The organism is Mycobacterium sp. IEC1808 (genome assembly GCF_002101935.1).
Lineage (GTDB): Bacteria > Actinomycetota > Actinomycetes > Mycobacteriales > Mycobacteriaceae > Mycobacterium.
In genome coordinates this window covers 109,759-134,244 of the sequence record NZ_LQPV01000005.1, presented here as the reverse complement: position 1 = coordinate 134,244, position 24,486 = coordinate 109,759, and the positions used below count along the sequence as shown (strand labels likewise).

The window sequence follows — 24,486 nt, the reverse complement described above, 5'->3', positions numbered from 1 at the left end:
CAGCCAGAATGGGCCTACGTACAGATCGGGACTAAGGGAAATCCCCGATGACGCCTTGCGCGTTGGCTGCGGTTTGGCTCAGGACGTTTTCTTCAGCGGCGGTGAGTAATTCGGCTTGCCCAAGCCGAGCGTGTACTGGCCGATCATGTTGCGGAAAACCTCGAGCGTGCCGCCGTAGATGCCCACCAAGGGGGCGAACCGGTAGGCGTATTCGGCGCTGCCATCGTCGGCGGCGCCGTCGGTACCGAACGGCAGGGTCGACGCGGCCCCGAGGATGTCCATCAGGTCCGGGGAGATGTCGCGCATGGTCTGTGCGATGGCGACGCGGCCGTAGATGCTCGGCGACGACAGCGCGATTTCCAACCGGGCCGCGCACCGGCCAAGGCGGTATGCGACGGATTTGTCGTCGATCAGCCGGCTGCCGTCAGGGCCGGGTCGGGTCACGACGGCGGCGGCCTTGTCGACGGCCTCCGACATGAATCCCGCCTGGTGCATCATGATCGAGGTGTCCTGCAGCCCGTCCGGCGCCGCCGCGACGGCGCCGTGCTCGACATTGAGTGGCTCGCGCAGCACCGTCCAGCCGGCGTCCACGTCACCCAGCCGGTACTTGTCGTCGACGCGGACGTCGCTGTAGTAGACGATGTTGGTGCGGTCGCCGTCCACCGTGCGGATGCCCTGGATGTCGATGCCCGGCGAGTCCAGCGGAACCAGAAACATGGTCAGGCTCTTGTGTTTCGGCGCCTCGGGGGCGGTGTTGGTGATCAGAAACACGTACTGGCAGTTGTGCGCGCCGGTGGTGAACATCTTGGAGCCGTTGATTATCCACGCATCACCGTCGCGCACTGCGCGGGTCTTGCAGGTGGCGACGTCGGAGCCGCCCTCGGGCTCGGTGTAGCCGAGGCACAGCCGGACCTCGCCGCTGAAGACCTTCGGCAGCACCTCGTCACGAAGTTCGGCCCTACCGAACTTCGCCACCGAGCGCGCCACCATCGCGGTGGTGCCCCACGTCACCCACGGCACGTGCACCCGCCGCTTCTCCAGCTCCCAGATGCGCCGCCGCACCCGGCTGAACCCGCCCTCGGATTCCGGCTTCCACTCGGCCTCCAAATAGCCTGCCGCGCCGAACTTCAGGTGCAGGCCCTCGTCGAAGTTGTCGCCAGTCTCGCGGTCGCGGCGTCGCACCTCTTCGGTCATGTGGGTGCTCAGGAAGTTCCGCGCTTCCTCACGGAAGGCCTGATCTTCCTCGGACAGCTCGACTCGGGAGAAGTCCATCGTTGTTCGCTCCTGTCTTGAGCCGATCTAGGCGGGCTGTGGTGCGCTCTCGCGGGCCGTCACGATCTCGGCGACGCGCAGGGCGGTAGCGCCGGGATCGCCGCCGGCCAGCGGCCATCCCCGGGCGCGCACCAGATACGCCGTGGCCGCGGCTTCGGAGGAAACCCCAAGGCCGCCTTGGATGTGAACCGCCATCGTCGCCGCCTTGGCGGCCTCCTCGGCCATGAAGACGAACGCCGACGGCGCCAGCTCGGGCCGCTCGTCGGGTTCGTTGTCCAGGAACCAGGCGGCCCGGCGGGCGAGGTTGCGGCCACCCTGAACGGTGATGGCCATGTTCGCGAGCGGGTGCGAGATGGCCTGCAGCGTCGAGATCGGCACGCCCAGCGTGTAGCGGGTCTTGGCGAATTCCGCGGCGATGGTCATCGTCTCCTCGACCAGGCCCACCAACGCCGCCGCGGTCAACAGCCGCCATTCATCGAGGGCGCGTTGGTAATTCGCCACCGCATCCGGGCCCTCGCCGATGACGGTGCGGGTGTCCGCGGCGGCCGGGTCCACCCAGGCCATCGGCAACCGGCCGATGTTGTCGACCTTGGTCGGCCGGATGCCGAACGTCAGCCGCACCACCTGGTCGCCCTCGCGCACGACGATGTGGTCGGCGATCGAGCCCGTCGGAATCAGCCGGGCGCCCGGCGGACCGTCGAGGCGGGCATCGAGGCCCGCGAGCTGTTCACCATCGGCCACTCCGGCGGTGTCGGAGTTCAGCCCGCCCAGGCGCCCGAGCAGCCGCGCAGCGCACACGTGGTCGATCCACGGGACCGGCGCCAGCGAGCGGCCGATCTCCTCGGCGACCAGGGTGAGATCGACCAGCGTCGCACCGTCGCCACCACAGGACTCCGGCAGTGCCATCGTGGTCGCGCCCATGGCGCACAGCCGTTCCCACAGGTTCTTGTCGAACCCGGACGGTTCCGCGGCGCGCACCGTTTCGATGGAGCACTGAGTCTTGAAGAATTGCTTGTACGCATTCTGCAGAGCCACGTGGTCCTCGGACAGGCTGTAATCGAGTCTGCGCAGTTCGAAGCGGTCCATGTCAACGTTCCTTCCCGAAGAAAAACTCCTGCGCATTGTTGTAGAGGTAGTTGCCGAGCACCTCGGGGGGCAGGTCGAGCGCGCGGGCTTCCGGTAAAACCCGGCGCATGCGCAGCACCGGCCAGTCCGACGCGTAGATCACCTTGTTCGGGCCGCGCGTCCGCATGTAGTGCAGCAGGGATGCCGGCAGCCGTTTGGGCGACCACGCCGATGTCATCAGGCGCAGGTTGGCGTACTTGAGCAGCAACCGGATCGCGACGTCCCACCACGGGTCGGCGCCGTGGATCATGCACAGCTTCAGCTCGGGAAAACGCACGCACACCCGGTCCAGGTGCATGGGATGTTGGACCTCTCCCGGAATCGGCGGGCCCGGGATGCCGGTGTTGATGCACAGCGGGAGATCCAGCTCCGCGCATTTCGCGTACAGCGGGTAGTAGACGGCGTCGCTGGGCGGATACTGCCCGTCGCCCCAAAAGCTCGGACCCACAACCGCATACGCCACCGGCAGATCGCTCACGACGGCGGTCAGCTCGCGCAGGGACCGGACCGGCCGCAACAGGTTCGCCCCACCCATCGCCAGGGCGAACCGGTCCGGCTTGGCTTCGATGAATTTGCGCGCCGTGGTGGACGGGCTGGCCAGCGAATCCATCAGGATCGCCCGCTGCACTCCCTGTTCGTCCATCTCGTCGAGCAGCTCGGACAGGTCGACGGGCGCGAACATCGACTCCGGCCCCTTGAAGTAGTCGTCTCGGACCTTGAGCATCCAGGTGGGTTGGGAGTCCGCCTCACCAAAGTGCACGTTGACGAGGCAGTCAATCGCCTTGGTGTTCATGACACCTTCTCTTCAGCTTGCTCTCGGGCCCACCGGTAGTTGGGCTTGCCGTTGCCCAGACGCTGAATCTGCTCGACGAAGATGAACGCCTTGGGCGCCTTGAAATGTGCCAGTCGCGCCGTGCAGAAGGTATAGAGAGCACGCCCGTCGGCGCTCAGGTCGGCGCCCGGGTGTTGCGCGACGAGCGCGACGACTTCCTGGCCCCACCGCTCGCTGGGCCGTCCCACCACGAGGGCGTCGGCGATGCCCGGATGCGCGCGCAGCACTTCCTCGACCTCTTCGACGAAGACCTTTTCGCCACCGGTGTTGATCACCAGCGAGTCACGACCGAAAAGGCGTATGGTGCCGTCCTTTTCGATGGATGCGCGGTCGCCCGGTATCACCACCCGCCGGCCCTCGATCCGGGGGAAGGTGCGTCGGGTGGCCTCAGCGTCGTCGAAGTAGCCCAGCGGAATCCGTCCCGTCCTGGCGGCCCACCCGATCTCGTGGTCACCGGGACGCAGAAACCTGGTGCGATCGGCGGAGACGACGGTGGCGCCTTCCCGGGGTGCGAAGGTCTCGCTCGCGGTGCCGTTGTGGCTGTGACCGAAGGCCATGTTTCCGCTCTCCGAGGATCCGTAGCCTTCGATGATGGTGATGTGCGGAATGCATTCCATCAGCGCGCGTTTGTATTTCGCGTTGGTGGCGGCCCCGCCGGTGCCGATGGAGTTCAGCGCGGACAAGTCGTAGCGGTGGGCGCGCAGTTCGGCGATCAGCGGCCCGGCGTACGCGTCGCCGACCATCGTCATCATGCCTACCTTTTCGCGCTCGGCGGTTTCCCACACGGACCGGACGTCGAGCTTGTTGCGGTCGTCATAAAGCACGACCGTCAGGCCCGCACACAGCGCGGCGAATGCGGTCCACATGCCGGCCGCGTGCATCAACGGCGAGACGGCGAACCATGGCGGCCCGCCGCCGCGGACCTTGTCATGGATCTCGGTGACGCTCGCGTGGTCGGCCCCCACCATCGATGACACGTACATGTCGCTTTGGCGCCAAAGGACGCCCTTGGGGCGTCCGGTCGTTCCGCCGGTGCACATCATGATCAGGTCGTCGGGCGACCCAGCGGGGCGAAAGCCGGTGGCGCCGGCTGCCAGCGCGTCGTCCAGCGACACGGCGCCCGGCAATTCCGGGGCACCGCTGCCGTCGTCGATGGACACCAGCAGCTCCGTCCCCTCCGGGGGGAGCACGTCGGCGAACCGCGCGCCGAGGGCGCGGTGATAGATGATCGCCCTGGGGCGGACATAGGCCAGCAGGTCGGCGATTTCGCGCGGCGAGTAGTGGTGGTTCACGTTGACCGGGACGGTGCGCGCCTTGAGGCATCCGATCACCATGTCGGGGTAGAGGTCGTTGTACATGATGAGCGCGACCCGGTCCTGGCCGCATTCCCACGGCTCGAGCGACTCGCGCTCGGCGAAGGCCCCGAATCCCTTGCCGCTGAGGTAATTCGCCAGATCATCGGTGCGCCGCGCGGATTCGGCAAACGTGCTGCGGCGGTCTCCGCAGACGGTCATCAAACGGTCGGGGATGACGTCGGCGATGGCGTCGAGAACCGCGCCCACGGTCCATTCGCTCACTAGCGTAACCAGCCTCGAATAATCAAGCGGACGACCCGACCTGGACACCGAGGAGATCTAGAGCGTTGTCCCGCATGATTTTCCGAATATCCGAGTCGCTGAATCCGACGAGCTCTTCGGCGAACGATAGCGGCGACTCGAGGCCTTCACCGTGCGGCCAGTCGGAACCGAACAGGATCCTGTCGACGCCGATGACCTTGGCCAGCTCCGTCAGGTCGTCCTCGTAGTACGGCGCGATCCACACGTTGTTACGCAGCTGCTCCACCGGATCCTCGGGAAAATGCCGCGGATAGTTGTTGGCCGCCTTCTTCAGGCGCTTGACCAGCCGGTGCACGAAGTAGGAGCCGTTCTCGATGCTGACCGCCCTGAGTTTGGGGTGTCGGGTGAACACGCCGTGCACGATCATCGATGCCAGCGTGTCGTGGATGGCGCGGTCGTCCAGGAGCACCGTGTCCAGTGGATCCTTTTCGCCGAACCCCTCGAAGGTTCCCTTGCCTCCCCAAGCCGCCGCGATGTGCAGGTATCCGCTGTCGCTGAGGTGGAATCCGACCGGAACCCCCGCCTCGGCCAGCCGGGCCCACACCGGGTCGTGGCTGCGATCGCCCAGCGATCTCGGCTTGACGACGCCGGGCACCGGCGCCGGCCGCACCAGGACCAGCTTGGCGCCGCGCGCCAACACGAACTCCAGCTCGTCGACGGCGCCGGCCGGGTCGGCCAGCGAGATGATCGGTGCGGCGATGATGCGGTGGTCGGGCCGGTCGAAACCCCAATCCTCGTCGAGCCAGAGGTTGAACGCGTGCACCGACGCCATCGTCGCGTCGATGTCTTCCTTGAGCGCCTCTTCCACGCCGCAGCCGAACGTCGGCAGCATGAAAACCGTTTCGATGTCCTGGGTGTCCATCACGGCAACGCGGGCTTCGCGGTTCTGGTACTCCGGGTGTTCGGCGAGCCGCTCGACCTTCATCAGAGACGCCGGGTCGACGCCTTCCGGAATCTCACCACGGAACAACAGGTCGAGGCAGCCCGGCACGATGATCGGGTCGAAGGTGGGATTGGGAACGAATTGGTTGACGCGGCCGCCGATTACGGCCAGAGTGCGCTTGCCCTGAGTGACCATCTGCACGCCGCGGGTCTTGAATGCCTTGTCCAAGTGACGGGTGAAGGCATCCAGCGGCTCGTAATAGTGGTTGTCGACGTCGATCGCCTTGTAATCCAAGTGGGCCATGTTCATCCTTTCCCGGTACCACCGGCGAAAAATCAAGCGTCGGTTGAGGTGAGCTTCCCCAACAAGGGCGGGAATTGCGGCGACCGCTTCTCGAGGAAGCTGGTGATGCCCTCGATGACGTCCGGGCGGGGCATCGCCTCGTGCAGCAGGACCTCGGCGCGCGACGTGGCGTCGACGACGTCGCGAGTGGCGTCGCCGTATACCTGCCGTTTGATCACCGCCATCGAAGCCGGCGAGCAATTCCGTGCGATGTCCTCCGCGTATTCCAGGGCGCGGCTCAGCAGATGTTCGGGCGCGACGACTTCTTTGACGAGCCCGAGCTCGGCCGCCTCCTCGGCGAGGAAGGTGCGCCCGCTCAACAACAGGTCGAGGGCGACGCCCCAGGTCGTCAGGCGCGGAAGTATCCAGGAGATGCCGAATTCGGCGATCAGGCCGCGGCGCGCGAACACCGCGCCGAACTTGGCGCCCGCGGCCGCGAACCGGACGTCGCACATGAGTGCCTGCGTCAGGCCGATGCCGACGCAGGCTCCGTTGATGGCCGCGATCACGGGCTTGCGCAGTGTGGTCACGAAATGGGGTGGGCGCTCGCCGACCAGCTCGGCCAGGTCGGTCTGAGCCGCCTTCTCCATCTTCTCGCCGTAGCTGGGCGCCGAACTCGGCGCGCCCAGATACGCGCCGGCGCAGAATCCCTTGCCCCGGCCGGTCACCACGATCACCCGGACGTCCGGATCCTGTTCGGCTCGGTCGATCCCGGCGTAGAAGCCGGCGGCGATGTCCGGGCCCCAGGCGTTCAGGCGATCCGGGCGGTTGAAGGTCAGGATCGCGACGCCGCTCGCCGTGGCCTCGTAGAGCACCGCATCTTCGGAGGCACCGTCGCTGCCGGACATCTGCCGCGGCACCTCCTCACGCTTGCCTACCGGATCCCCACCGACTTTGTACGCATACTGTATACCTATCGGTAGCGCATTCCACAACTGCCTCCCCGGCCTGCGGCAGCCCGGTCCAGCAGCGATTTTGCCGCTGCTGAACCGCTAACCGCGCGATGGTCGAAGGTGCTTGGCGATCTTGGGTTTCCGGTCATCCGGCTGTCGCCTAACGGGGCGCCCGTCGCCCGGTGATGAGCTTGACGATCGCCAGCAAGAGCACCGCGCCGAGCAGACACGTGAGGAACGAGAAGAACAGGCCTCCCCCGGCGACGTCCACGCCGAAGCCGCGCAGCAGGAACCCCCCGATCAAGCCGCCCACGATGCCGACCACGATATTGAGGATCAGCCCCATCTGGGCGTCGGTCCCCATGATTTTGCTGCCGACCCAACCGGCCAGTCCCCCGATGACTATCCAGCCGATCACACCGAGAGTGAGCATTCCGCAATCCCTTCGGTAGGCGAGTAGCCATCACCCTATGCCGCTTGCGGGCGTTTGAAACGGCGATCTGGCGGGTTATCGACGACTGGTGAAGACACTGTTGAGAGCGCTCGTTCATCGCCTCCGCCAAGCCCGCGGAGTGTTGCTGCGGGCCGAGTTGGCGTTGACGGGCGCCCAGATCCTGTTCTGGGTGGCGCTGATCGGCGCTCCGGTCGGTCTGGCGCTGCGGGCCCGACAGCGCCGGCTGCGACGTGAGTTGCCGGGGGCGGGCGATGCGGTCGTACCGCCGCCGGTCAACTGAGGTTGTGGCGTGTGCCACGTTGCGATCACGTTTGCGCTGACTGGGCAACCGGGAAGACTCCAGGTAAGCCATCCATCAACGGGAGGGAGATGCAATGGTTGACAGCAAGAGCGGTCCCATCGAGCTGGTCCGGGGCGTCATCGAGGACGTTTTCGGTAAGGCGAAGGAATTCATCGGCACGATCCTCGGCCGGGATGACCTGATCAACGAGGGTGAAGCGCAGCAGGACAAGGCCGAAGCGCAGCGCAACGCGGGGAAGAAGGAAGCCGCGGCCGAGAAGGCTCGCGCCAAGGCCAAGGCCGCCGAATCGCGCGAGCGCGCTGAGCAGAACTAAATAGCGCGTCGAAGGAGCGGGCCCGGTTACCGACCGGGCCCGTTTCTCGTTGTAATCGGTTGCGCCGTAACGGCGCGGTGGTTACGCCGCGATGAGCCCCAGGCGCCGGTAGGCGTTTTCGATCTGGGCCTTCGCCTCGCTCGGCAACTGCGCCTGTGGGGGGCGGGAGTGGGGATAGTCGCCTATCGGGAGACCCAGCAGTGAGGCGGCGTACTTGAACGCACCGCCCCAGTGGGTGAAGTAATCCGATCGGCCCGGGTAGCAGGTCCACCACGATCCGATGTCGAGGTCGAACTGGTCCATCCCGGACTCTCGCCCGTAGTCCATCGCCTCGAGGAGCTTGTCGTTCAACACAAGATCCCAGTACTCGGAAAACAGGCGCCGCTGCGGGGTCTCGAACAGGTAACCGGCCGTGCCCAATTGCGCCGGACAGACGATGCCGGCCCGCAGCCACCCCGCGCGGTAAACGGTCCGGTCGCACTCCCAGACCGCCAGGCCGGGCGCCAACTCGTGCAGCCGCCGGCTCGCCTCCGGCCGGAACGCGCCCTCCTTGGTGGCGCATACGGCGGGCACCTCGTCGTAGATTCGCGCGCTTTCGGCCGGAGTCAGCACGTAGCCGGAGGACGGGGAGTTGAACATGCCCAACGCGATATCGGTGCGCGCGGCAACGTACTTGAAGAACCTCAGTACGCCCTCGCCGCCGTGGGCCTCCATCATCGGCGTTTGGATGTAGGCGATGTCGGCACCCACCTCTTGAGCGTGCCGTGTCAGCTCCAGACAGTCCTTCGCCGACATCGCCGCGGTGCAGGCCTGGATGACGACGTGGGGGTTGAGGCCGCGCGCCTCCTCGATCGCCACCTCTAGCAATCGCTTGCGCTCATCGAGGGTCAGTGACCAAAACTCGGCGATCCCGCTGGTGCACCACAACATCGGGTGCCCCAGATCGCCGACGCAGTAGCGGACTAACGTCCGGTAGGCGTCCCAGTCGATGTCGTCACCGTCGGTGCCGCAGAACGGCGTGTAGAGGGAGTCGCCGATTCCCCGCAACGCCCCTCGCGCCCAAACACGCGCCTCGCCAGCCGTCGCCATCGTTCACTCCTTCTGTCGGCCAAACGATTTGGAGTCAGGTGAAGTCCGATCCACCGTCGACGTTGATGTTCGCTCCGGTCATGTACGAGTTGCGCCGGGACGCCAGGAACGCGGCGACGGGGCCGATCTCCTCCGGTAGGCCCGCCCGGGGCATTTGCGCCGGGTGCCCGAAATGCTCGGCGATGGCGTCCATCAGCGCGTAGGGGTCGGTGCCGTCGACGCCGACGGACTTCGCCCAGCCGACCAGCGACTCGGAGGCGATGCTGCCCGGCGACACCACATTGACCAGAATCTCGTCCTTGGCCAACAGCAGCGAGAGGTTCTTCGAGACGCTGGTCAACATCGACTTGGCCGCCGTGTAGGCCGGCAGCATGACACTTTGCCGCTGCGTCGAGTGCGCGGAGAAGCTGACGATCCGCGCCCATTGGGCCTTGCGCAGCAGCGGAAGTGCCGAACGAACACAGCGCACCATACCCATGACGCCCTCTTCGACGGCCTGGTGCCACTGTTCGTCGCTGAGAGCCTCGAAACTGCCTGGCGCGCCGGGCCCCACGGTGTTGATCAGCACGTTGAGTTCGCCGTCCCACCGCTCGGCGAGTTCGGCGAACACCTTGTCGACGGCGCCGGCGTCAGTAATGTCGGCGTCGAGCCCGAGCGCATCCGGGCTGCCGCGACCGGTCAAGTCCGTCACCGCGGAATCGAGCGCCGCACGGCTGCGGCCGACCAGCGCCACCCGGGCACCGTCGTCGGCCAGGCAGCGGGCCGTGGCCAGACCCATGCCGCGACTGCCTCCGACCACCACCGCGGTGGCATTCGCCAGCCCTAGATCCATGTGTCCAGCCGTTTTACCAAAAAGCCTACGATAGGTATTACAGTAGCAGACGGAAAACTCGACGACACGCCCGCGTATACGCAGGTCAGAGAGGAACCGCCGGTAGATTCCACCTTACCGGTGGCACGGCTAGATCGTGATGGAGGTGCCCGTAGTGGCAAAGCAGGCAACCGCTGACAAGCGTCAAAGGCGCGAGCGCGGGTCCATCAATCCCGACGACATCATCAGCGGCGCATTCGAACTCGCGGAGCAAGTGTCGATAGACAACCTGAGCATGCCACTGCTCGGCAAACATCTCGGCGTGGGCGTCACCAGCATCTACTGGTACTTCCGCAAGAAGGACGATCTGCTCAACGCGATGACCGACCGCGCGCTCAGCAAGTACGTGTTCGCCACCCCCTACGTCGAGGCCAGCGACTGGCGCGAGACGCTGCGCAACCATGCCCGCCTGATGCGTAAGACGTTCATGGGCAATCCAATTCTGTGCGACCTGATTCTGATTCGCGCCGCCCTCAGTCCGAAGGCCGCGCGGTTAGGCGCCCAGGAGATGGAGCGCGCGATAGCCAACCTGGTCGAGGCCGGCCTGTCACCCGAGGATGCCTTCGACACCTACTCCGCTGTTTCGGTTCACGTCCGCGGTTCGGTGGTGCTGCATCGGCTGTACGAGAAGAACCAGACCCCGGACAGCGGGCCGCGCGCCATCGAGGACGCCGTGGCCATCGATCCCGCCACCACGCCGCTGATCGCACAGGTGACCGGGCAGGGACACCGCATCGGGGCGCCCGACGAAACGAATTTCGAATTCGGCCTGGACTGCATCCTCGACCACGCGGCCAGCCTGATCGAAAAGGGCGGTAAAGGCGGCAAGTCCGCGCCGTCGGGGCAACGCAAGGCGACCAAGTCGCCCGCCCAGCGCGGACGGACGAAGGCGGCCGCGACGCGGTAACTGATCGCCAAGTCACCCCGGCCACGCGCGTCGCTAGCGGAGGGGGAATGCCTTGTGCCCGCCTCATAGCGACAAGTCCATCAGCTAAATACGATGCGCCCGGGTTGTCGCTCGGAGGCGGGCAAACTGTCGATCCCTCTTCTGCTGAATCTCTGGTGGCAGAAGGGAATTGACGCGGCGGCTACCCTTGTGTTTCCGGCGGCTCCGGCACGTGGAAATGCTCGTCACGTAGCCGGAAGGCTTCCTTCGCGCCGTGCTCTGCTCGCGTTTTGACGAAGTTGAACTCGCCCGGCGCGAATTGCAAGTTGGTGCCGTAGGCGTGAAACAGGTAGCTCGCGACTTCTTCGCCCTGGTACGCCTGGCTCTGCTCGACGAGGCGGAACGCCTCCTTGGCGATGACGACCCCGTCGGCGGGCATCTTCGCCGCCTTCTCTGCCCAGTAGCGAGCCCGCGCCGTCACCGCGCCGGGATCGCAAGTGTCGGTGAAGATTCCGAGGTGCTCGATCTCGGCGGCCTCGATGATGTCACCGGTCAGCAGCAGCCGCCGGGCCAGCACCGGCCCCAGCCGGTGGAAGAACATGTGCAGGCTGCCCAGGGCCGGGCCGAGGAAGCGGGTGGCCGGCATGCCGATCTTCGTGTCGCGCGCAATGACGGAGATGTCGGTCATCAGCGCCATCTCTAACCCGCCGCCGAGCGCGTAGCCGGCAATCTCCCCGACGGTCACCTTCGGGAAGCCCATGAAATTGTGGTAGAAGCCAAAGGACTTGCGGTCCACGGTGAGTCGCCGACGCTGACTGGGACGACGCTTAGCCGCCGCGTCGTCGGACGCCTCGGCATTGTCGCCGTACCAGCCGTAGGCGTTGTTCATGTCGGCCCCGGTGGAAAAGACTCCCTCGGCTCCGCGCAACAGCACCACGGTGAGGTCGTCGTCCTCCGCCACTCGGTCCAGGCAGCGGGCGATGGCCTCACGCATCGTCGCGTCGTAGGAGTTGCGTTGCTTGGGGTTGTTCAGCGTGATCGTCGCGATGCGCCGCTCGGGGTCGACGTCGAAGAGCACACGATCGTCCGAAACGCTGGAGCCGCTCATCTGCCGGACTCTTTTCGCCGCCTGCCGAATTTGAATCCGGTCAGGTCCTCCGGCCGCGACGCCAACGTCTTGACCTCGCCCATACACAGCACTTCGTCGTCGAGCAGCAGCCGCGCCGTCGACTCGATGCCCCGTTCGACCTGTGAGCGAACGATGTCGAAGCGCAGGTCGGTCAGCACGGGCGTCGGCCGGCGGAAGGTGACGAGCAGCGACCGGGTCTTGCCGGAAAGGCCGGTGACGCAATTGTGGTGCTGGATCACGCTGTCGAAGAACACGCCGAGGAAGCCGCCGTGCACCAGCCCCGGCGGCCCCTCGTAGACGAGCGGGAAGCACACCACCCCGGCGGCTTTCTCGGCATCGAGCTCGTCGAACCGGTACTCGGGAAAGCATGGGTTGTAGGCACCGATGTCGGTTGCATGGTTGAGGTATACGCGCCGGGGGTCGTCGGCGACCTCGCCGATTCGCGGTGCGCTGTCCGTCGGGGCCGCGGCGGCCAACTCGCCTTCCCACTCGGCGAACTTCGCGAGCATCGCGTCGACGGTGGGGTGCGGGTGCTCCAGCGATAACAGCAGCGAGCCGAGGCGCCGCATGGCGCCGGCCGCCGCGACCGTTTGGGCCAACGGCGCCTCGCCGAATTTGGCGTCGCCGGTGTGGGGCGAAGCGGTTGTGCCGTCGGCCATGCTGCCCTTATCCACGGGTTTCGCCCCGCTCTGTTCCGTCGTTAGGGTTTCCTTGCTAACTTATACCTCGTATCAATCGTATTGCCTACTGTATGGGTAACCGTATCGGCGGAGAAAGGCCGGGTAGACGGTGAGTCATGGGACCGACGCGGCCGAGGCCGAGGGATCGGTCAACGCGTGCCGGGATGGCGCGGTCCTGCGGGTCACCTTGAATCGCCCGGCGCGACGTAACGCCTTGACCCACTTGATGATCGGTCAGTTGGTCGGCGCGCTGACCGATGCGGCCGCCGACGATTCGTTGCGCGCGATCCACATCCGCGGCGCGGGAGAAGACTTCTGCGCCGGCGCCGACTGGGTGGCCGCCAATGAGCCCGGCGGCCAACGTCCCCGCGCGGGTGATCTGGTGCGGCGGATCCCACACGCCGCCCACCGGGTCATCGAACTCGTCGCGAGCGTTCAGCTGCCGGTGGTCTGCAGCGTGCGGGGATGGGCGGTAGGGTTCGGCTGCAACCTCGCACTGGCCGCCGACTTCACCGTCGCCGCCGCCGACGCGGTGTTCTGGGAACCGTTCGTGGACCGCGGTTTCAGCCCGGATTCGGGCTCCACCTGGCTGCTGCCGCGCCTGGTCGGGCTGGCACGGGCCAGGCGGATGCTGCTGCTGGGCGAGAAGGTCAACGCGACCGACGCGGCCGCCTGGGGGCTGATCCACCAAGCGGTGAGCGGGCCCGAACTCGACGACACCGCCGCGAAACTGGTGGAGCGGCTGGCCTCGGGACCGACGGCCGCGATCGGGCTGGCCAAGCAGGCCCTGAACTTCGGTCAGCACGCGACGTTGAGTCAATCGCTGACGCAGGAGCTGTTCAATCTGGAACTGTCGTGTCGGACAGGCGATTTCAAAGAGGGGCTGGAGGCGTTTCGGCAACGGCGGGCGCCAAAGTTCCAGGGCAGATGAGGGAGCACGGATGCCTACTGACTCGTTCGACACAATCAACTACCACGTCGACGGGCACACGGCCACCATCACACTGAACCGTCCGGAGGCGCTCAACGCGCTGAGCCCGCTCATGATCACCGAACTCCGCGCCGCCTACGAGGAAGCCGAGAACGACGACAAGGTGTGGCTGCTGGTCGTAACCGGCACCGGCCGCGCGTTCTGCACGGGGGCCGACGTGAAGGCCATTCCCGAAGACGGCAAGGTGATCTACGAGCGCCCGTACCTGTCGACATACGACCAGTGGGAGGCACCGCAGGAGGGCACCCCGCCGTTTCGCGCCATGGCCAAGCCGGTGCTGACCGCGGTCAACGGGCTGTGCTGCGGTGCCGGCATGGACTGGGTCACTACGACGGACATCGTCATCGCGTCCGAGCAGGCGACCTTTTTCGATCCGCACGTCAGCATCGGGCTGGTGGCCGGGCGCGAATTGGTGCGGGTGTCCAGAGTGTTGCCCCGCTCGATCGCGCTGCGGATGGCCCTGATGGGCAAGCACGAGCGGATGAGCGCGCAACGCGCCTACGAACTCGGATTGATCAGCGAAATCGTCGAGCACGACCGCCTATTGGACCGGGCCTACGAGATCGCCGACATCGTCAACTCCAACGCGCCCCTGGCGGTGCGGGGGACCCGGCTGGCCATCCTCAAGGGCCTGAACGTGCCGCTGCACGAGGCCGAGATCCTCGCCGAGGCCTTCCGGGAGCGCGTGCTGCGAACCGAGGATGCGCAGGAAGGCCCCAAGGCCTTCGTCGAAAAGCGGAAGCCGAATTGGCAATGCAGATGAGCTTTGAAACCATCCTGCTCGAGGTCGACGCCGACGACCACGTCGCCACCATCACGCTGAATCGGCCCGAGCAGCTAAACGCGTTCAACCGCACCATGTGTGAGGAGATGGCCCGGGCCTGGCGCGCGGTCAAGCTTGACGAGTCCGTGCACGCGGTGGTGCTGCGGGCGGCGGGCGACCGGGCGTTCAGCGCCGGTCTGGACGTCAAGACCCCGTACGGTCAACCCGAAAACGTGTGGAACCACGAGGACCCGGGCGAGGCGCTCAGTCCCAAGTGGCAGAAGATGTGGAAACCCGTGGTGTGCGCCGTCCAGGGCATGTGCACCGCGGGCGCGTTCTATTTCCTCAACGAATCCGACGTTGTCATCTGCTCGGAGGACGCAACGTTTTTCGACTCGCACGTATCGGCGGGCCTGGTGTGCGCGCTGGAGCCGATCGGGCTGATGCGGCGCATCGGCCTGGGCGAGACCTTGCGGATGGCGCTGATGGGCAACGACGAGCGGGTCGGGGCCGACACCGCCCTGCGCATCGGCTTGGTTTCGGAGGTCGTCGCCCGCGACCGACTGTGGGGGCGCGCCCACGAGATCGCCGCGACCATCGCTGCCAAGCCGCCGTCGGCGACCCAGGGCACGGTGAAGGCGATCTGGGAGTCGCTGGACCGGCCCTACCGCGCCGCCCTGGAGCAGGGGCTCATCTACACGCGTCTGGGCAACCCGCTCGGCACCGCGGAATTGCGCGCCCAGCAAGGCGAGATCGCTGCGCGCGAACCGAAGATCCGGTGATGCACCCGCTCAGCCGACGCATCGCCGACGTGCTCGACCTGCAGCGCGACGCGCACGCGATCGAGTATGGGGGCCAATGGATCTCGTGGCGCCAGGTGGGCGATACCGCGCGGCGCGTCGAATCCGTGGCCGCCGGGGCCTCCGGCGTCGGCATGCTGCTGCGCAACCGGCCCGGTCACGTCGCGGCCTTCCTCGGGGTGCTGCTGGGCGGCGGAACGGTGGTCACCATCAACCCCGGCCGCGGTGACGACCGCACCCGGGCCGACATCGCCGCCCTGCGGCTGCCGTTGATCATCGGCGAACCCGACGACCTGGCCACGCTGGTCCCGGCCGGCACCGCGACGGTTGCGATCATCGGTACCTCCGTCGACGCCCGGGGGCAGGCCTGCGACAGATCCGCCGCCCAGCCCGGCGTGGCGGTGCGGATGCTGACGAGCGGGACGACGGGGCCGCCCAAACGAATCGATCTCAGCTACGACATGCTGGCGCGCAGCGTGATGGGCCCCGACCCGGAAACGTCCCCGGCGCCAACGCAGCTGCGCCGCGGCGTCGCGATCGTCAACTCGCCGCTGGTGCACATCGGCGGGGTGTTCCGCGTTCTGCAGTGCGTCGCCGAGGCCAGGCCCTTTGTGCTGCTGGAGCGCTTCGAGCTGCAGGAATGGGCCGAGGCGGTGCGGACCCACCGGCCCCGCACGGTGTCGCTGGTGCCGGCCGCGCTGCGGACGGTGCTGCACTCCGACCTGACGCGCGCGGACCTGGAGAGCATCCGCGCCGTCACCTGCGGCACCGCCCCGCTGTCGGCCGACGACGCCGACGCCTTCACCGAGAAGTATGGCATTCCGGTCCTCACCTCCTATGCGGCAACGGAATTCGGCGGCGGTGTCGCCGGCTGGACCCTCGCCGATTACCAAAAGCACTGGCAAGCCAAGCGCGGCAGCGTCGGACGGGCCAACCCGGGCGCACAACTGCGGGTGGTCGACGACGAAGGCGCGCCGCTCGGGCCCGACCGGGTCGGCCTGCTGGAGGTCAAGCCCGGGCAACTGGGCCCATCGGCGAAATGGATGCGAACCACCGATCTGGCCCGCATCGACGCGGACGGCTTCGTCTGGATCGTCGGGCGGGCCGACCAGGCGATCATCCGCGGCGGGTTCAAGGTGATGCCCGACGACGTACGCGTCGCGTTGGAAGACCATCCCGCGGTGGCGGGCGCCGCCGTGGTCGCGCGGTCCGACGAACGCCTCGGGGAGACGCCCGTCGCGATGGTGCAACTGCGCCAGCCCGCGTCCGCCGACTCCGACACGCTGGTGCAGTATCTGCGAACGCGGCTGGCGCGCTATGAAATCCCCACCGAGATCGCGATCGTCGACGCGATCCCGCGAACGCCTTCGGGCAAGGCCGACCTCAGCCAGGTCAGGTTGTACTTCAGCAAGTCCGCGGCCCATCGCGACCATGCCCGGTGACCTCCCCACGGTCGCCGAGGTCCTGCGGCACCAGGCCCAGTCCCGCGCGGAGCACGCGCTTCTCGTGTGCGACGGCGAGCGCATCGGCTACGCGGATGCCGAGCGGCGCTCGGCGGAGCTCGCCCGCGGGCTGATCGCGCTGGGTGCGGGCAAGGGCACCCACGTGGGGCTGCTCTACCCGAACGGCATCGAATTCGTCATCGGAATGCTCGCGGCCGCGCGAATCGGCGCGGTGGTGATCCCGTTCTCCACGTTCGCCACCGCTCGCGAGCTGCGCGAGCAGCTCGTCGACAGCGACACCGAAATCCTGTTGGCCATCAGATCGTTTCGTTCGCACGACTACGCGCAACGGCTCGCCGAGGTGATCGGGTGCGCAGGGCTCGACAGCGATGAGCGGCTGTTCGTCACCGCCGTGCCGCAATTGCGTCGTGTCGTCGTCGACTCCAGCCGTGTGCACACGGCAGCGCGGACCGTGCCCCCCGCGCTGCTCGAGGCGATGGAGGACGACGTCGACGGCTGCGATCCGCTGGCCATCGTGTACACGTCGGGCTCCACCAGTGCCCCGAAGGGCGTGGTGCACACGCACGCCTGCCTGCTAACCCACCAGCGGAACCTCAACGAGATCCGCGGGCTGACCGCGGCGGACCGGCTGTTTTGCAATTCGCCGTTCTTCTGGATCGGCGGGTTCGCTTTCGGCCTGCTCGCCACGCTGGTCGCCGGGTCCACGCTGGTCTGCTCGAACGCCACCGACCCGGGCGCGACCCTCGACCTGCTCGAGGCCGAAAGGCCCACCATCACCAATGGTTTCGTCGCCGGGATCGCGCACATCGCGGATCACCCCAGCTTCCCAGGGCGGGACCTGTCGTCGATGCGCCGGGGCAACCTGTATCCGATCATGGCGCCCGACGCCCGGCCGGCCGATCCGGAACTGCGGCACAACATGCTGGGCCTGACCGAGGCCGGCAGCGTGGTGTTGATCAGTGGCGACGAATCCGACCAACCCGAACACCGCCGCGGATCCTTTGGCAAGCCGGCCCCCGGATTCGACACCAAGATCGTCGACCCGGATGCCTCGGGCATCGGGGAGCTGTGCATCCGCGGGCCCTACGTGATGCAGGGGTATTACAAACGCAGCCGCGAGGAGTGCTTCGACGCCGACGGGTGGTTTCACACGGGCGATTTGGTGCGCGTCGACGCCGACGGGTTTTTCTATTTCGCCGGCCGGCTCGGCGCGATGATCAAGACGGCGGGGGCCAACGTCTCGGCGGCCGAGGTCGAGAAGGCGATCGCCAAGGTCACCGGCGCCGAGGCTCACGTCGTGGGCATTCCGGACCCGCGACGGGGGGAAGTCGTCGCCGCCGTCGTCGCCCGTCCGGGTCTCGACGAAGCCGCGCTGCGGGAGCGGCTCAAGACGGAATTGTCGGCGTACAAGATCCCGAAGCGGTTCATCGCCCTGCCGGGTGACGAGATTCCGCGGCTGTCGAGCGGAAAGGTCGACACCCAACGGCTGCGGAAGCTATTCGATGCCTGAGCGCACCATCGACCAACTGGTGCGGTCGCGCGCCGCACAGCACGGCCCCAAGCCGGCGGTGATTGACCCGACGGCCCGGCTGAGCTATCGCGAACTCGACTCCACCACAAGAGATCTGGCGGCGGTATTCGTCGATGCCGGTGTCGGCAAGGGAACCCGCGTCGGGCTGATCATGCCGAACAGCGTCCGCTGGGTGCAGGTGGCGATCGCCCTGACGCGCCTCGGCGCCGTGCTGGTTCCGCTCAGCACTCTGCTACGACCCGGCGAACTGGTCGCGCAGCTGCGGGCCGCGTCGGTTCAATTCCTGGTGAGCGTGCAAGAGTTCCGTGGCCACCGGTACCTGGAGGACATCGAGGCGGTGCCGCGACTGGAACTTCCCGCCCTGCGCCAGGTTTGGCCGATCGACCGGCTCGACCACGCCGTTTCGAGCGAGCCCGCCCGCCGGATCGTCGACGCTATGACCGAGACGGTCACGGCCGCCGATCCGATGGTCATCATGTTCACCTCGGGCAGCAGCGGAACACCCAAGGGCGTCATCCACTCCCACGGCAACGCGTTGGCCGCCGTGGGGTCGGGCTTGGCGGCGCGCTGCATCACGCCCGATACCCGGCTGTATCTTCCGATGCCGTTCTTCTGGGTGGGCGGATTCGGCAGCGGCATTCTGTCCACGCTGCTGGCCGGCGCGACCCTGGTGACCGAGGAAATACCGCGGTCCGAAACCACCCTGCGGCTACTGGAATCCGAGCGGGTCACGCTGTTTCGCGGATGGCCCGATCAGGCCGAGGCGCTGGCACGGCACGCCGACACTGGCGGTGCCGACCTGTCGGCCCTGCGGCCGGGAAGCCTGGAAGCCCTGCTGCCGCGGCGGGCCCAACCCGGCGCGCGGGCCACGCTGTTCGGCATGACGGAGGCGTTCGGTCCCTATTGCGGCTACGCGGCCGACACCGACATGCCGCCTTCCGCGTGGGGCAGCTGCGGCAAGCCGTTCCCCGGCATGGAGGTCCGAATCGTCGACACCGACAGTGGCGAGACGGTTGTGGCGGGATCCGTTGGGCAGATACAGATCCGGGGGCGACACACGTTGCGCGGCATCTGCCGTCGCAGCCGAGAGGAGCTGTTCACCCCCGACGGCTACTACCCCACCGGTGACCTCGGCCGCCTCGACGAGGACGGATTCCTGTTCTACCACGGCCGGTCCGACGACATGTTCAAGGTCAGCGGCGCGACCGTCTATCCCAGCGAGGTGGAGCGGGCCCTGCGCGCGATCGACGGCGTCCAGAGCGCCTACGTGACCAACGTGGCCGGCGACGCGGGCGAACGGGTCGGCGCCGCGGTGGTGTGCGCGCGCCGGCTGGCCGCCGAGCAGCTGCGCACGTCGGCCCGAAAGCTGTTGAGCGCGTTCAAGGTTCCGACGGTGTGGCTGTTACTGGAGTCCGACGATGAGGTCCCGCGCGGGGGCACCGGCAAGGTCGACGTTCGCCGGTTGCGGGAGATGTTGATCGAGGCGAACGTGCCCTAGGGGACTCGCGTCCAGGGCTGGCAATTCTGCGACTCGAAGGCCTTAACCGACGTGTTGATGTTCGCGAACATCGGGCCGATGGACATGTTCGTCTGGAGCACGTGGTCCTTGTTCGCATCGGGGGTGCTATAGGTGAACCACGCGCACATCGAGTCCTGGGTTGGCACGTTGTTTATCCAGACGCCGAAGGCCGAGGCCGAACCGCCCGTTCGGTAAAGGCCGGGCGCGATGTCGGGCCCCACGACAAAGACACCGTTGCCGGGGATCGGATCCATCGGGTCGGCGACGGCGGGCGCCGCGAGCGGAATCGCGGCCACACATGCGACGAATACGGCCGCTGGGCAAAGCGTTCGGGGCATTGTTCCTCGCTTTGTGTTGTTTGCCGCCTCCGATGGCAGCCTAAGCCCAGGCGCGGGTCGGCAACAACAGCGGTCCCGGCTCACCCAGGTTCCGGGTGACTCCCATTCGCTACGACACCCCGCGCGGTGAGGTGATCGATGAGCGGGACGGCGCCCGCGGCAAGATGTTGCGACATCGCCGCCCGCGCGAGCTCCTGGTCGTGCTTTTTCAGGGCGGACAGGATCCGCCGATGATCCTTGATCGACTGCTCCGGCCAACCTTCGATGGCGGGGAACACCGATTCCGGTGCGTAACGGGTGATCTGCGACATCAACTGGGCGAGCTTCGGCGAGTCCGCGGCGACGTTGATGGCGCGGTGAAACTCGTGGTTGAGGCGCACGGTCCGCTCGGTGTCGTCACCGGCGTAGGCCTCTTCGAGCTCGGCCTGGATCTGCTTGAGTTCGCCCAGCTGCTCGTCGGTGATGTTGACCGCGGCCCGCGCGGCGAGCTCTCCTCCCACGTAGCCCTGCACGTTGGCGACATCGGTCACGTCGCGCCCGGTCACCGGCAACACCACAAAGCCGCGGTGCGGCTGCTGGGCGACCAACCCCTCGGCCCGCAGCGCGAAGAGCGCCTCGCGCACCGGCGTGACGCTGATCCCGAGCTCGGCGGCCAACTGATCGAGGCGCACATACGTTCCGCTCGCGTAGGTGCCGTCGAAGATCCTTCTGCGGACGAAGCGCGCGACGTCGTCGGAAAGTTGTGGCCGCGGAGCGAAATCCGGGGTGGTCATCGCCTCACACCTGATACTCGGCGAGCAGCCGCTTGCTGATGATGGACTTCTGGATTTCGCTGGTTCCCTCACCGATGAGCAGGAACGGGGCGTCGCGCATCAGCCGCTCGATCTCGTATTCCTTGGAATAGCCGTAGCCGCCGTGGATCCGGAAGCTCTGCTGGGTGACTTCCGAACAGTATTCGCTGGCAAGGTATTTGGCCATGCCGGCGGCGACATCGTTGCGCTCGCCGGAATCCTTCAGCCGCGCCGCGTTGACCATCATCAGGTGCGCGGCTTCCACTTTGGTGGCCATCTCGGCCAGCTGGAAGGCGATGGCCTGGTGCTCGGCGATCGGCTTGCCGAAGGTCTGCCGCTGCTGGGCGTAGCGCACCGCGAGTTCGAAGGCGCGGATGCCGACGCCGCACGCGCGCGCCGACACGTTGACCCGGCCGACCTCGATGCCGTCCATCATCTGGAAGAAGCCCTGGCCGGGCGCGCCGCCGAGGATGTCGTCGGCGCTGGCCCGGTAGCCATCGAAGATCAGCTCGGTGGTGTCGATGCCCTTGTAGCCCAGCTTGTCGATCTTGCCGGGTATCACCAGGCCGGGCACGACTTCGCCGAAGCCCGTCGGCTTTTCGACGAGGAATGCGGTGAGGTTGCGGTGCGGCTTGTCCGCGCCTTCGTCGGTGCGCACCAGCACCGCGATCAGGGTCGAGCTGCCCCCGTTGGTCAGCCACATCTTCTGGCCGTTGATGGTGTAGCCACCGCCCGCGTCGCGCTGGGCCCGCGTGCGGATAGCGGCGACGTCTGAGCCCAGCTCCGGCTCCGACATGGAGAAGGCCCCGCGCGACTCGCCGGTCGCCATGCGCGGCAGGAACCGCTGCTTTTGGGCGTCGGTGCCGTGTTGGCGCAGCATGTAGGCCACGATGAAGTGTGTGTTGAGCACCCCGGACACGCTCATCCAGCCGCGGGCCAGCTCCTCCACGCACAGCGCGTAGGTGAGCAGCGACTCCCCTAGCCCGCCGTACTCCTCGGGAATCATCAGCCCGAACAGCCCCATGTCCCGCATCTGATCGACGATCTGCTGCGGGTAGGCGTCGTCGTGCTCGAGCTGCTGCGCGGTGGGAATGACTTCCTTTTCGACGAATTGCCGCACGGTGGCGACGATTTCGGTCTGGAACTCGGTCAGGCCGAGAGTCTGGGCGAGTCTGGTCATGCGCTGACCCCTCCTATCGTCTGCGCGCCTGTCAGGCGCTCGATGTCCGCGGTCGCCAGGCCCAGGCGTTGGGTGAGGACGTCGGCGGTGTCCTGACCGAGGGCGGGCGCCGGCGCGCCGGCGGGGTGCGTGCCGTCGAAGGCGACCGGCAGGCCGGGGGCCAGGTAGTCGCCGACGCCCGGCTGGTGCAGCCGGGAAAACAGCGGATTTGCAGTCACTTTCGCGTCCGCGGCGGCCTCGGCGAAGGTGCGGTATCGCTCGAACAGCACCGTGGTGGCCGACAGCGCGGCGGTGACCTCGTCGGCCGTGTGGTCGGCGAACCAGGTGGCGAACAGCCCGGACAGGGCGTCGCGGTAGCGGTAGCGGTCGCCCTCCGAGCCGAAGTCCACGCCCAGCGCCTCCTCGAGCGCCGACACCGCGACTCCCGTGCCGGTCACCTCGACGAGGTCGCGAAAGTGCCGGCGCGTCAAGGTGACAACCATGAACCGACCGCCGTCGCGGCTGGTGAAGTCCTGCCCGTACTGGCCGTAGATGGCGTTGCCGAGCCGTTGGCGCTGCGTCCCGTTGACCTGTGGCTCGGTCAGCAGCCCGAGGTTGCCGGCCGTGGCCAGCGCGACGTCCTCCAGCGCCAGGCTGATGCGCGCGCCCTCGCCGGCCTGCTCGCGCCGCCGCACGGCGGTGACGACGGCCAGCGCGGCGTACAGGCCGCAGCACACGTCCCACGCGGGCAGCACGTGGTTGATCGGCCCGGCGTGCTCGGCCGGTCCGGTGACGAGCGGGTACCCGATGCCGGCGTTGACGGTGTAATCCACCGCGGTGGACCCGTCGCCACGCCCGAGCAGTTGGACGTGGATTACGTCGGAACGCTTGGCAGCCAACACATCGTGGCCGAGCCAGGACAGCCCGGCGGCGTTGGTGACGACGATGCCGTCGCCCTCGACGATCAGCCGCTGGACCAGCTCCTGGCCCTCGGCCGAGCGCAGATCGATGGTGGCCGAACGCTTTCCCTTGTTCAGGCCGGTCCAGTAGATCGACGTGCCACCGGCGGCCAGCGGCCAGCGCTGGACGTCGGAGGCGCCGCCGATCGGGTCGACGCGGATCACCTGCGCACCAAGCTGACCCAGCGTCATCCCGCACAGCGGCGCGGCGACGAAACTGGACACCTCCACGACGGTGAGGCCGCTCAGCGGAGCGCTCACGACGGGGCGACCCGCTCGAAGACCGCGGCCAGACCCTGCCCGCCGCCGATGCACATGGTCTCCAGCCCGTAGCGCGCCTGGCGGCGGCCCAGTTCGCGCGCCAGGGTCGCCAGCATCCGGCCGCCGGTCGCGCCGACGGGATGGCCCAGCGAGATACCCGACCCGTGCACGTTGGTCCGGTCGTGGTCGGCGGCGCCGAAATTCCATTCGCGCATCACCGCAAGCGCCTGCGCGGCGAAGGCTTCGTTGAGCTCGATGACGTCGATGTCGGACAGTTGCAGGCCCGCCTTGGCCAGGGCGGCCTCGGTGGCCGGCACCGGGCCGATGCCCATGATGTTGGGCGCCACGCCCGCCGATCCCCACGACACCAGGCGGACCAACGGCGTCAGGCCGCAGTCGGCCGCCTTCTCCGGCGTGGTCACCACGCACATCGACGCCGCGTCGTTCTGCCCACTGGCGTTGCCGGCCGTCACCGTCGCCTCCGGATCCTCGCCCAGCAGAACGGGTTTGAGCTTGCTCAATGATTCCACCGAGGTGTCGGCGCGCGGATGCTCGTCGGTGTCGATCAACTCCTCACCGTGGCGGGTGCGGACGGCGACGGGAATGATCTCTTCGGCCATGACGCCGTCCTTCTGCGCGGCCACCGCGCGCTGGTGCGATCGCACCGCGAGCTCGTCTTGCTCCAAGCGCGGAATGCCGTACTGGCGGCGCAAGTTCTCGGCGGTCTCCAGCATGCCGCCCGGCACCGGGTAGTGCTTGCCACCGGCGGTGGTGCGTCCCCGCGCCAGCGCGTCGTGCACCCGGATCCCGCCGCGGGCGCCGCCCCAGCGCATGTCGGTCGAGTAGAAGGCGACGTTGCTCATGCTTTCGCAGCCACCGGCGATGACGAGATCGTGGTCGCCGTTGCCCACCTGCAGGCAGGCCTGGATCACCGCCTGCAGCCCCGACCCGCAGCGCCGGTCGACCTGCATCCCCGGAACCGTCACCGGCAGGCCGGAATCCAGCGCAACCACCCGTCCGATCGCCGGCGCTTCGCTGCTGGGATAGCAGTGGCCGAGGATGACGTCTTGCACGGCCTCGGGCGCGATTCCGGTCCGCTCGAGCAACCCCCTGAGGGCGGCCACTCCCAGGTCGACGGCGGTCAGCGACTTGAACATTCCGCCATAGCGCCCGATAGGCGTGCGCACGGGTTCACAGATGACGGTCTGGCGCATGTTCGTTGCTC

At 67.4% G+C, this 24,486-nt stretch carries 25 protein-coding genes; 9 read left to right on the top strand and 16 right to left on the bottom strand.

Annotated elements, in window-relative coordinates; translation table 11 throughout:
- Positions 1 to 78: 78 nt before the first annotated feature.
- The 7 genes from AWB92_RS01830 to AWB92_RS01800 all read right to left on the bottom strand — a co-directional run bounded on the left by AWB92_RS01830 (position 79) and on the right by AWB92_RS01800 (position 7,396).
- Positions 79 to 1,272, bottom strand: a complete 1,194-nt coding sequence (locus AWB92_RS01830; RefSeq protein ID WP_085183804.1) for an acyl-CoA dehydrogenase family protein — start codon at positions 1,270 to 1,272, stop codon at positions 79 to 81.
- Positions 1,273 to 1,299: 27 nt separating this feature from the next.
- Entirely contained in the window at positions 1,300 to 2,358 is a 1,059-nt protein-coding gene (locus tag AWB92_RS01825; protein WP_085183803.1) for an acyl-CoA dehydrogenase family protein, read from the bottom strand.
- Position 2,359: 1 nt separating this feature from the next.
- Positions 2,360 to 3,190 (bottom strand): amidohydrolase family protein, encoded by an 831-nt coding sequence (locus AWB92_RS01820; RefSeq protein ID WP_085183802.1) that lies wholly within the window; start codon positions 3,188 to 3,190, stop codon positions 2,360 to 2,362.
- The gene (locus tag AWB92_RS01815) at positions 3,187 to 4,806 is read right to left on the bottom strand and encodes an acyl-CoA synthetase (RefSeq protein WP_085183801.1); all 1,620 of its coding nucleotides are present in this window, start codon (positions 4,804 to 4,806) and stop codon (positions 3,187 to 3,189) included. The genes AWB92_RS01820 and AWB92_RS01815 overlap by 4 nt, the downstream gene beginning before the upstream one ends.
- Positions 4,807 to 4,828: 22 nt before the next feature.
- Entirely contained in the window at positions 4,829 to 6,031 is a 1,203-nt protein-coding gene (locus AWB92_RS01810; RefSeq protein ID WP_085184059.1) for an amidohydrolase family protein, read from the bottom strand.
- A 32-nt stretch (positions 6,032 to 6,063) separates the two neighbouring features.
- Positions 6,064 to 6,918 carry an enoyl-CoA hydratase gene (locus AWB92_RS01805; protein ID WP_085184058.1) on the bottom strand — a complete coding sequence of 285 codons (855 nt, stop codon included), beginning with the start codon at positions 6,916 to 6,918 and terminating at the stop codon, positions 6,064 to 6,066.
- Between the two features lie 205 nt (positions 6,919 to 7,123).
- Positions 7,124 to 7,396 (bottom strand): GlsB/YeaQ/YmgE family stress response membrane protein, encoded by a 273-nt coding sequence (locus AWB92_RS01800; RefSeq protein ID WP_085183800.1) that lies wholly within the window; start codon positions 7,394 to 7,396, stop codon positions 7,124 to 7,126.
- A gap of 88 nt (positions 7,397 to 7,484) precedes the next feature.
- On the opposite strand from AWB92_RS01800, the gene AWB92_RS29240 reads away from it, so the two are divergent.
- Positions 7,485 to 7,697, top strand: a complete 213-nt coding sequence (locus AWB92_RS29240) for a hypothetical protein (RefSeq protein ID WP_142281899.1) — start codon at positions 7,485 to 7,487, stop codon at positions 7,695 to 7,697.
- 94 nt (positions 7,698 to 7,791) lie between these two features.
- Positions 7,792 to 8,031, top strand: coding sequence for a CsbD family protein (locus AWB92_RS01795; RefSeq protein WP_068110003.1), 240 nt, complete (start codon positions 7,792 to 7,794; stop codon positions 8,029 to 8,031).
- Between the two features lie 81 nt (positions 8,032 to 8,112).
- Here the strand turns inward: AWB92_RS01795 and AWB92_RS01790 are convergent, their stop codons facing one another.
- Together AWB92_RS01790 and AWB92_RS01785 are read right to left on the bottom strand one after the other, a co-directional pair.
- Positions 8,113 to 9,120: a dihydrodipicolinate synthase family protein gene (locus AWB92_RS01790; RefSeq protein WP_085183799.1), complete on the bottom strand. Its 1,008-nt coding sequence runs from the start codon at positions 9,118 to 9,120 to the stop codon at positions 8,113 to 8,115.
- A 34-nt stretch (positions 9,121 to 9,154) separates the two neighbouring features.
- The gene (locus AWB92_RS01785) at positions 9,155 to 9,952 is read right to left on the bottom strand and encodes an SDR family oxidoreductase (protein ID WP_085183798.1); all 798 of its coding nucleotides are present in this window, start codon (positions 9,950 to 9,952) and stop codon (positions 9,155 to 9,157) included.
- Between the two features lie 139 nt (positions 9,953 to 10,091).
- Between AWB92_RS01785 and AWB92_RS01780 the strand changes: the two genes are divergently transcribed.
- Positions 10,092 to 10,898 carry a TetR/AcrR family transcriptional regulator gene (locus AWB92_RS01780; protein ID WP_085183797.1) on the top strand — a complete coding sequence of 269 codons (807 nt, stop codon included), beginning with the start codon at positions 10,092 to 10,094 and terminating at the stop codon, positions 10,896 to 10,898.
- Between the two features lie 181 nt (positions 10,899 to 11,079).
- Here the strand turns inward: AWB92_RS01780 and AWB92_RS01775 are convergent, their stop codons facing one another.
- Complete coding sequence (locus AWB92_RS01775) at positions 11,080 to 11,985, bottom strand: enoyl-CoA hydratase/isomerase family protein (protein WP_085183796.1); 906 nt, start codon at positions 11,983 to 11,985, stop codon at positions 11,080 to 11,082.
- Positions 11,982 to 12,665 carry a hypothetical protein gene (locus AWB92_RS01770; RefSeq protein WP_085184057.1) on the bottom strand — a complete coding sequence of 228 codons (684 nt, stop codon included), beginning with the start codon at positions 12,663 to 12,665 and terminating at the stop codon, positions 11,982 to 11,984. The genes AWB92_RS01775 and AWB92_RS01770 overlap by 4 nt, the downstream gene beginning before the upstream one ends.
- Positions 12,666 to 12,795: 130 nt before the next feature.
- On the opposite strand from AWB92_RS01770, the gene AWB92_RS01765 reads away from it, so the two are divergent.
- The 6 genes from AWB92_RS01765 to AWB92_RS01740 are packed head-to-tail and all read left to right on the top strand — an operon-like array spanning position 12,796 to position 19,732.
- On the top strand, positions 12,796 to 13,617 hold the full coding sequence (locus AWB92_RS01765) for an enoyl-CoA hydratase-related protein (protein ID WP_085183795.1): 822 nt from the start codon (positions 12,796 to 12,798) through the stop codon (positions 13,615 to 13,617).
- Positions 13,618 to 13,627: 10 nt separating this feature from the next.
- Positions 13,628 to 14,440: an enoyl-CoA hydratase/isomerase family protein gene (locus tag AWB92_RS01760; protein WP_085183794.1), complete on the top strand. Its 813-nt coding sequence runs from the start codon at positions 13,628 to 13,630 to the stop codon at positions 14,438 to 14,440.
- Complete coding sequence (locus tag AWB92_RS01755) at positions 14,437 to 15,222, top strand: enoyl-CoA hydratase/isomerase family protein (protein WP_085184056.1); 786 nt, start codon at positions 14,437 to 14,439, stop codon at positions 15,220 to 15,222. The genes AWB92_RS01760 and AWB92_RS01755 overlap by 4 nt, the downstream gene beginning before the upstream one ends.
- Positions 15,222 to 16,682, top strand: a complete 1,461-nt coding sequence (locus tag AWB92_RS01750; protein WP_085183793.1) for an AMP-binding protein — start codon at positions 15,222 to 15,224, stop codon at positions 16,680 to 16,682. Before AWB92_RS01755 ends, AWB92_RS01750 begins: the two co-directional genes overlap by 1 nt.
- Positions 16,672 to 18,213 (top strand): class I adenylate-forming enzyme family protein, encoded by a 1,542-nt coding sequence (locus AWB92_RS01745; RefSeq protein WP_085183792.1) that lies wholly within the window; start codon positions 16,672 to 16,674, stop codon positions 18,211 to 18,213. Before AWB92_RS01750 ends, AWB92_RS01745 begins: the two co-directional genes overlap by 11 nt.
- Positions 18,206 to 19,732 (top strand): class I adenylate-forming enzyme family protein, encoded by a 1,527-nt coding sequence (locus AWB92_RS01740; protein ID WP_085183791.1) that lies wholly within the window; start codon positions 18,206 to 18,208, stop codon positions 19,730 to 19,732. The genes AWB92_RS01745 and AWB92_RS01740 overlap by 8 nt, the downstream gene beginning before the upstream one ends.
- Here the strand turns inward: AWB92_RS01740 and AWB92_RS01735 are convergent.
- From AWB92_RS01735 to AWB92_RS01715, 5 genes are all read right to left on the bottom strand, one after another.
- The gene (locus AWB92_RS01735; RefSeq protein WP_085183790.1) at positions 19,729 to 20,091 is read right to left on the bottom strand and encodes a hypothetical protein; all 363 of its coding nucleotides are present in this window, start codon (positions 20,089 to 20,091) and stop codon (positions 19,729 to 19,731) included. The genes AWB92_RS01740 and AWB92_RS01735 overlap by 4 nt on opposite strands.
- A gap of 80 nt (positions 20,092 to 20,171) precedes the next feature.
- A complete protein-coding gene (locus tag AWB92_RS01730; RefSeq protein ID WP_085183789.1) occupies positions 20,172 to 20,864 on the bottom strand; it encodes a GntR family transcriptional regulator in 693 nt (230 codons plus the stop codon).
- A gap of 4 nt (positions 20,865 to 20,868) precedes the next feature.
- Positions 20,869 to 22,062 (bottom strand): acyl-CoA dehydrogenase family protein, encoded by a 1,194-nt coding sequence (locus tag AWB92_RS01725; protein ID WP_085183788.1) that lies wholly within the window; start codon positions 22,060 to 22,062, stop codon positions 20,869 to 20,871.
- Positions 22,059 to 23,261, bottom strand: a complete 1,203-nt coding sequence (locus AWB92_RS01720; RefSeq protein WP_085183787.1) for a CoA transferase — start codon at positions 23,259 to 23,261, stop codon at positions 22,059 to 22,061. The genes AWB92_RS01725 and AWB92_RS01720 overlap by 4 nt, the downstream gene beginning before the upstream one ends.
- On the bottom strand, positions 23,258 to 24,475 hold the full coding sequence (locus AWB92_RS01715) for an acetyl-CoA C-acetyltransferase (RefSeq protein WP_085183786.1): 1,218 nt from the start codon (positions 24,473 to 24,475) through the stop codon (positions 23,258 to 23,260). Before AWB92_RS01715 ends, AWB92_RS01720 begins: the two co-directional genes overlap by 4 nt.
- Positions 24,476 to 24,486: the final 11 nt, after the last annotated feature.

Coding starts and splice junctions, on each gene's coding strand:
- AWB92_RS01830 (WP_085183804.1), bottom strand. CDS start 1,272: ATGGACTTCTCCCGAGTCGAGCTGTCCGAGGAAGATCAGGCCTTCCGT.
- AWB92_RS01825 (WP_085183803.1), bottom strand. CDS start 2,358: ATGGACCGCTTCGAACTGCGCAGACTCGATTACAGCCTGTCCGAGGAC.
- AWB92_RS01820 (WP_085183802.1), bottom strand. CDS start 3,190: ATGAACACCAAGGCGATTGACTGCCTCGTCAACGTGCACTTTGGTGAG.
- AWB92_RS01810 (WP_085184059.1), bottom strand. CDS start 6,031: ATGGCCCACTTGGATTACAAGGCGATCGACGTCGACAACCACTATTAC.
- AWB92_RS01805 (WP_085184058.1), bottom strand. CDS start 6,918: ATGTCCGGCAGCGACGGTGCCTCCGAAGATGCGGTGCTCTACGAGGCC.
- AWB92_RS01800 (WP_085183800.1), bottom strand. CDS start 7,396: ATGCTCACTCTCGGTGTGATCGGCTGGATAGTCATCGGGGGACTGGCC.
- AWB92_RS01795 (WP_068110003.1), top strand. CDS start 7,792: ATGGTTGACAGCAAGAGCGGTCCCATCGAGCTGGTCCGGGGCGTCATC.
- AWB92_RS01790 (WP_085183799.1), bottom strand. CDS start 9,120: ATGGCGACGGCTGGCGAGGCGCGTGTTTGGGCGCGAGGGGCGTTGCGG.
- AWB92_RS01785 (WP_085183798.1), bottom strand. CDS start 9,952: ATGGATCTAGGGCTGGCGAATGCCACCGCGGTGGTGGTCGGAGGCAGT.
- AWB92_RS01780 (WP_085183797.1), top strand. CDS start 10,092: ATGGAGGTGCCCGTAGTGGCAAAGCAGGCAACCGCTGACAAGCGTCAA.
- AWB92_RS01775 (WP_085183796.1), bottom strand. CDS start 11,985: ATGAGCGGCTCCAGCGTTTCGGACGATCGTGTGCTCTTCGACGTCGAC.
- AWB92_RS01770 (WP_085184057.1), bottom strand. CDS start 12,665: ATGGCCGACGGCACAACCGCTTCGCCCCACACCGGCGACGCCAAATTC.
- AWB92_RS01760 (WP_085183794.1), top strand. CDS start 13,628: ATGCCTACTGACTCGTTCGACACAATCAACTACCACGTCGACGGGCAC.
- AWB92_RS01755 (WP_085184056.1), top strand. CDS start 14,437: ATGAGCTTTGAAACCATCCTGCTCGAGGTCGACGCCGACGACCACGTC.
- AWB92_RS01750 (WP_085183793.1), top strand. CDS start 15,222: ATGCACCCGCTCAGCCGACGCATCGCCGACGTGCTCGACCTGCAGCGC.
- AWB92_RS01745 (WP_085183792.1), top strand. CDS start 16,672: ATGCCCGGTGACCTCCCCACGGTCGCCGAGGTCCTGCGGCACCAGGCC.
- AWB92_RS01740 (WP_085183791.1), top strand. CDS start 18,206: ATGCCTGAGCGCACCATCGACCAACTGGTGCGGTCGCGCGCCGCACAG.
- AWB92_RS01735 (WP_085183790.1), bottom strand. CDS start 20,091: ATGCCCCGAACGCTTTGCCCAGCGGCCGTATTCGTCGCATGTGTGGCC.
- AWB92_RS01730 (WP_085183789.1), bottom strand. CDS start 20,864: ATGACCACCCCGGATTTCGCTCCGCGGCCACAACTTTCCGACGACGTC.
- AWB92_RS01725 (WP_085183788.1), bottom strand. CDS start 22,062: ATGACCAGACTCGCCCAGACTCTCGGCCTGACCGAGTTCCAGACCGAA.
- AWB92_RS01715 (WP_085183786.1), bottom strand. CDS start 24,475: ATGCGCCAGACCGTCATCTGTGAACCCGTGCGCACGCCTATCGGGCGC.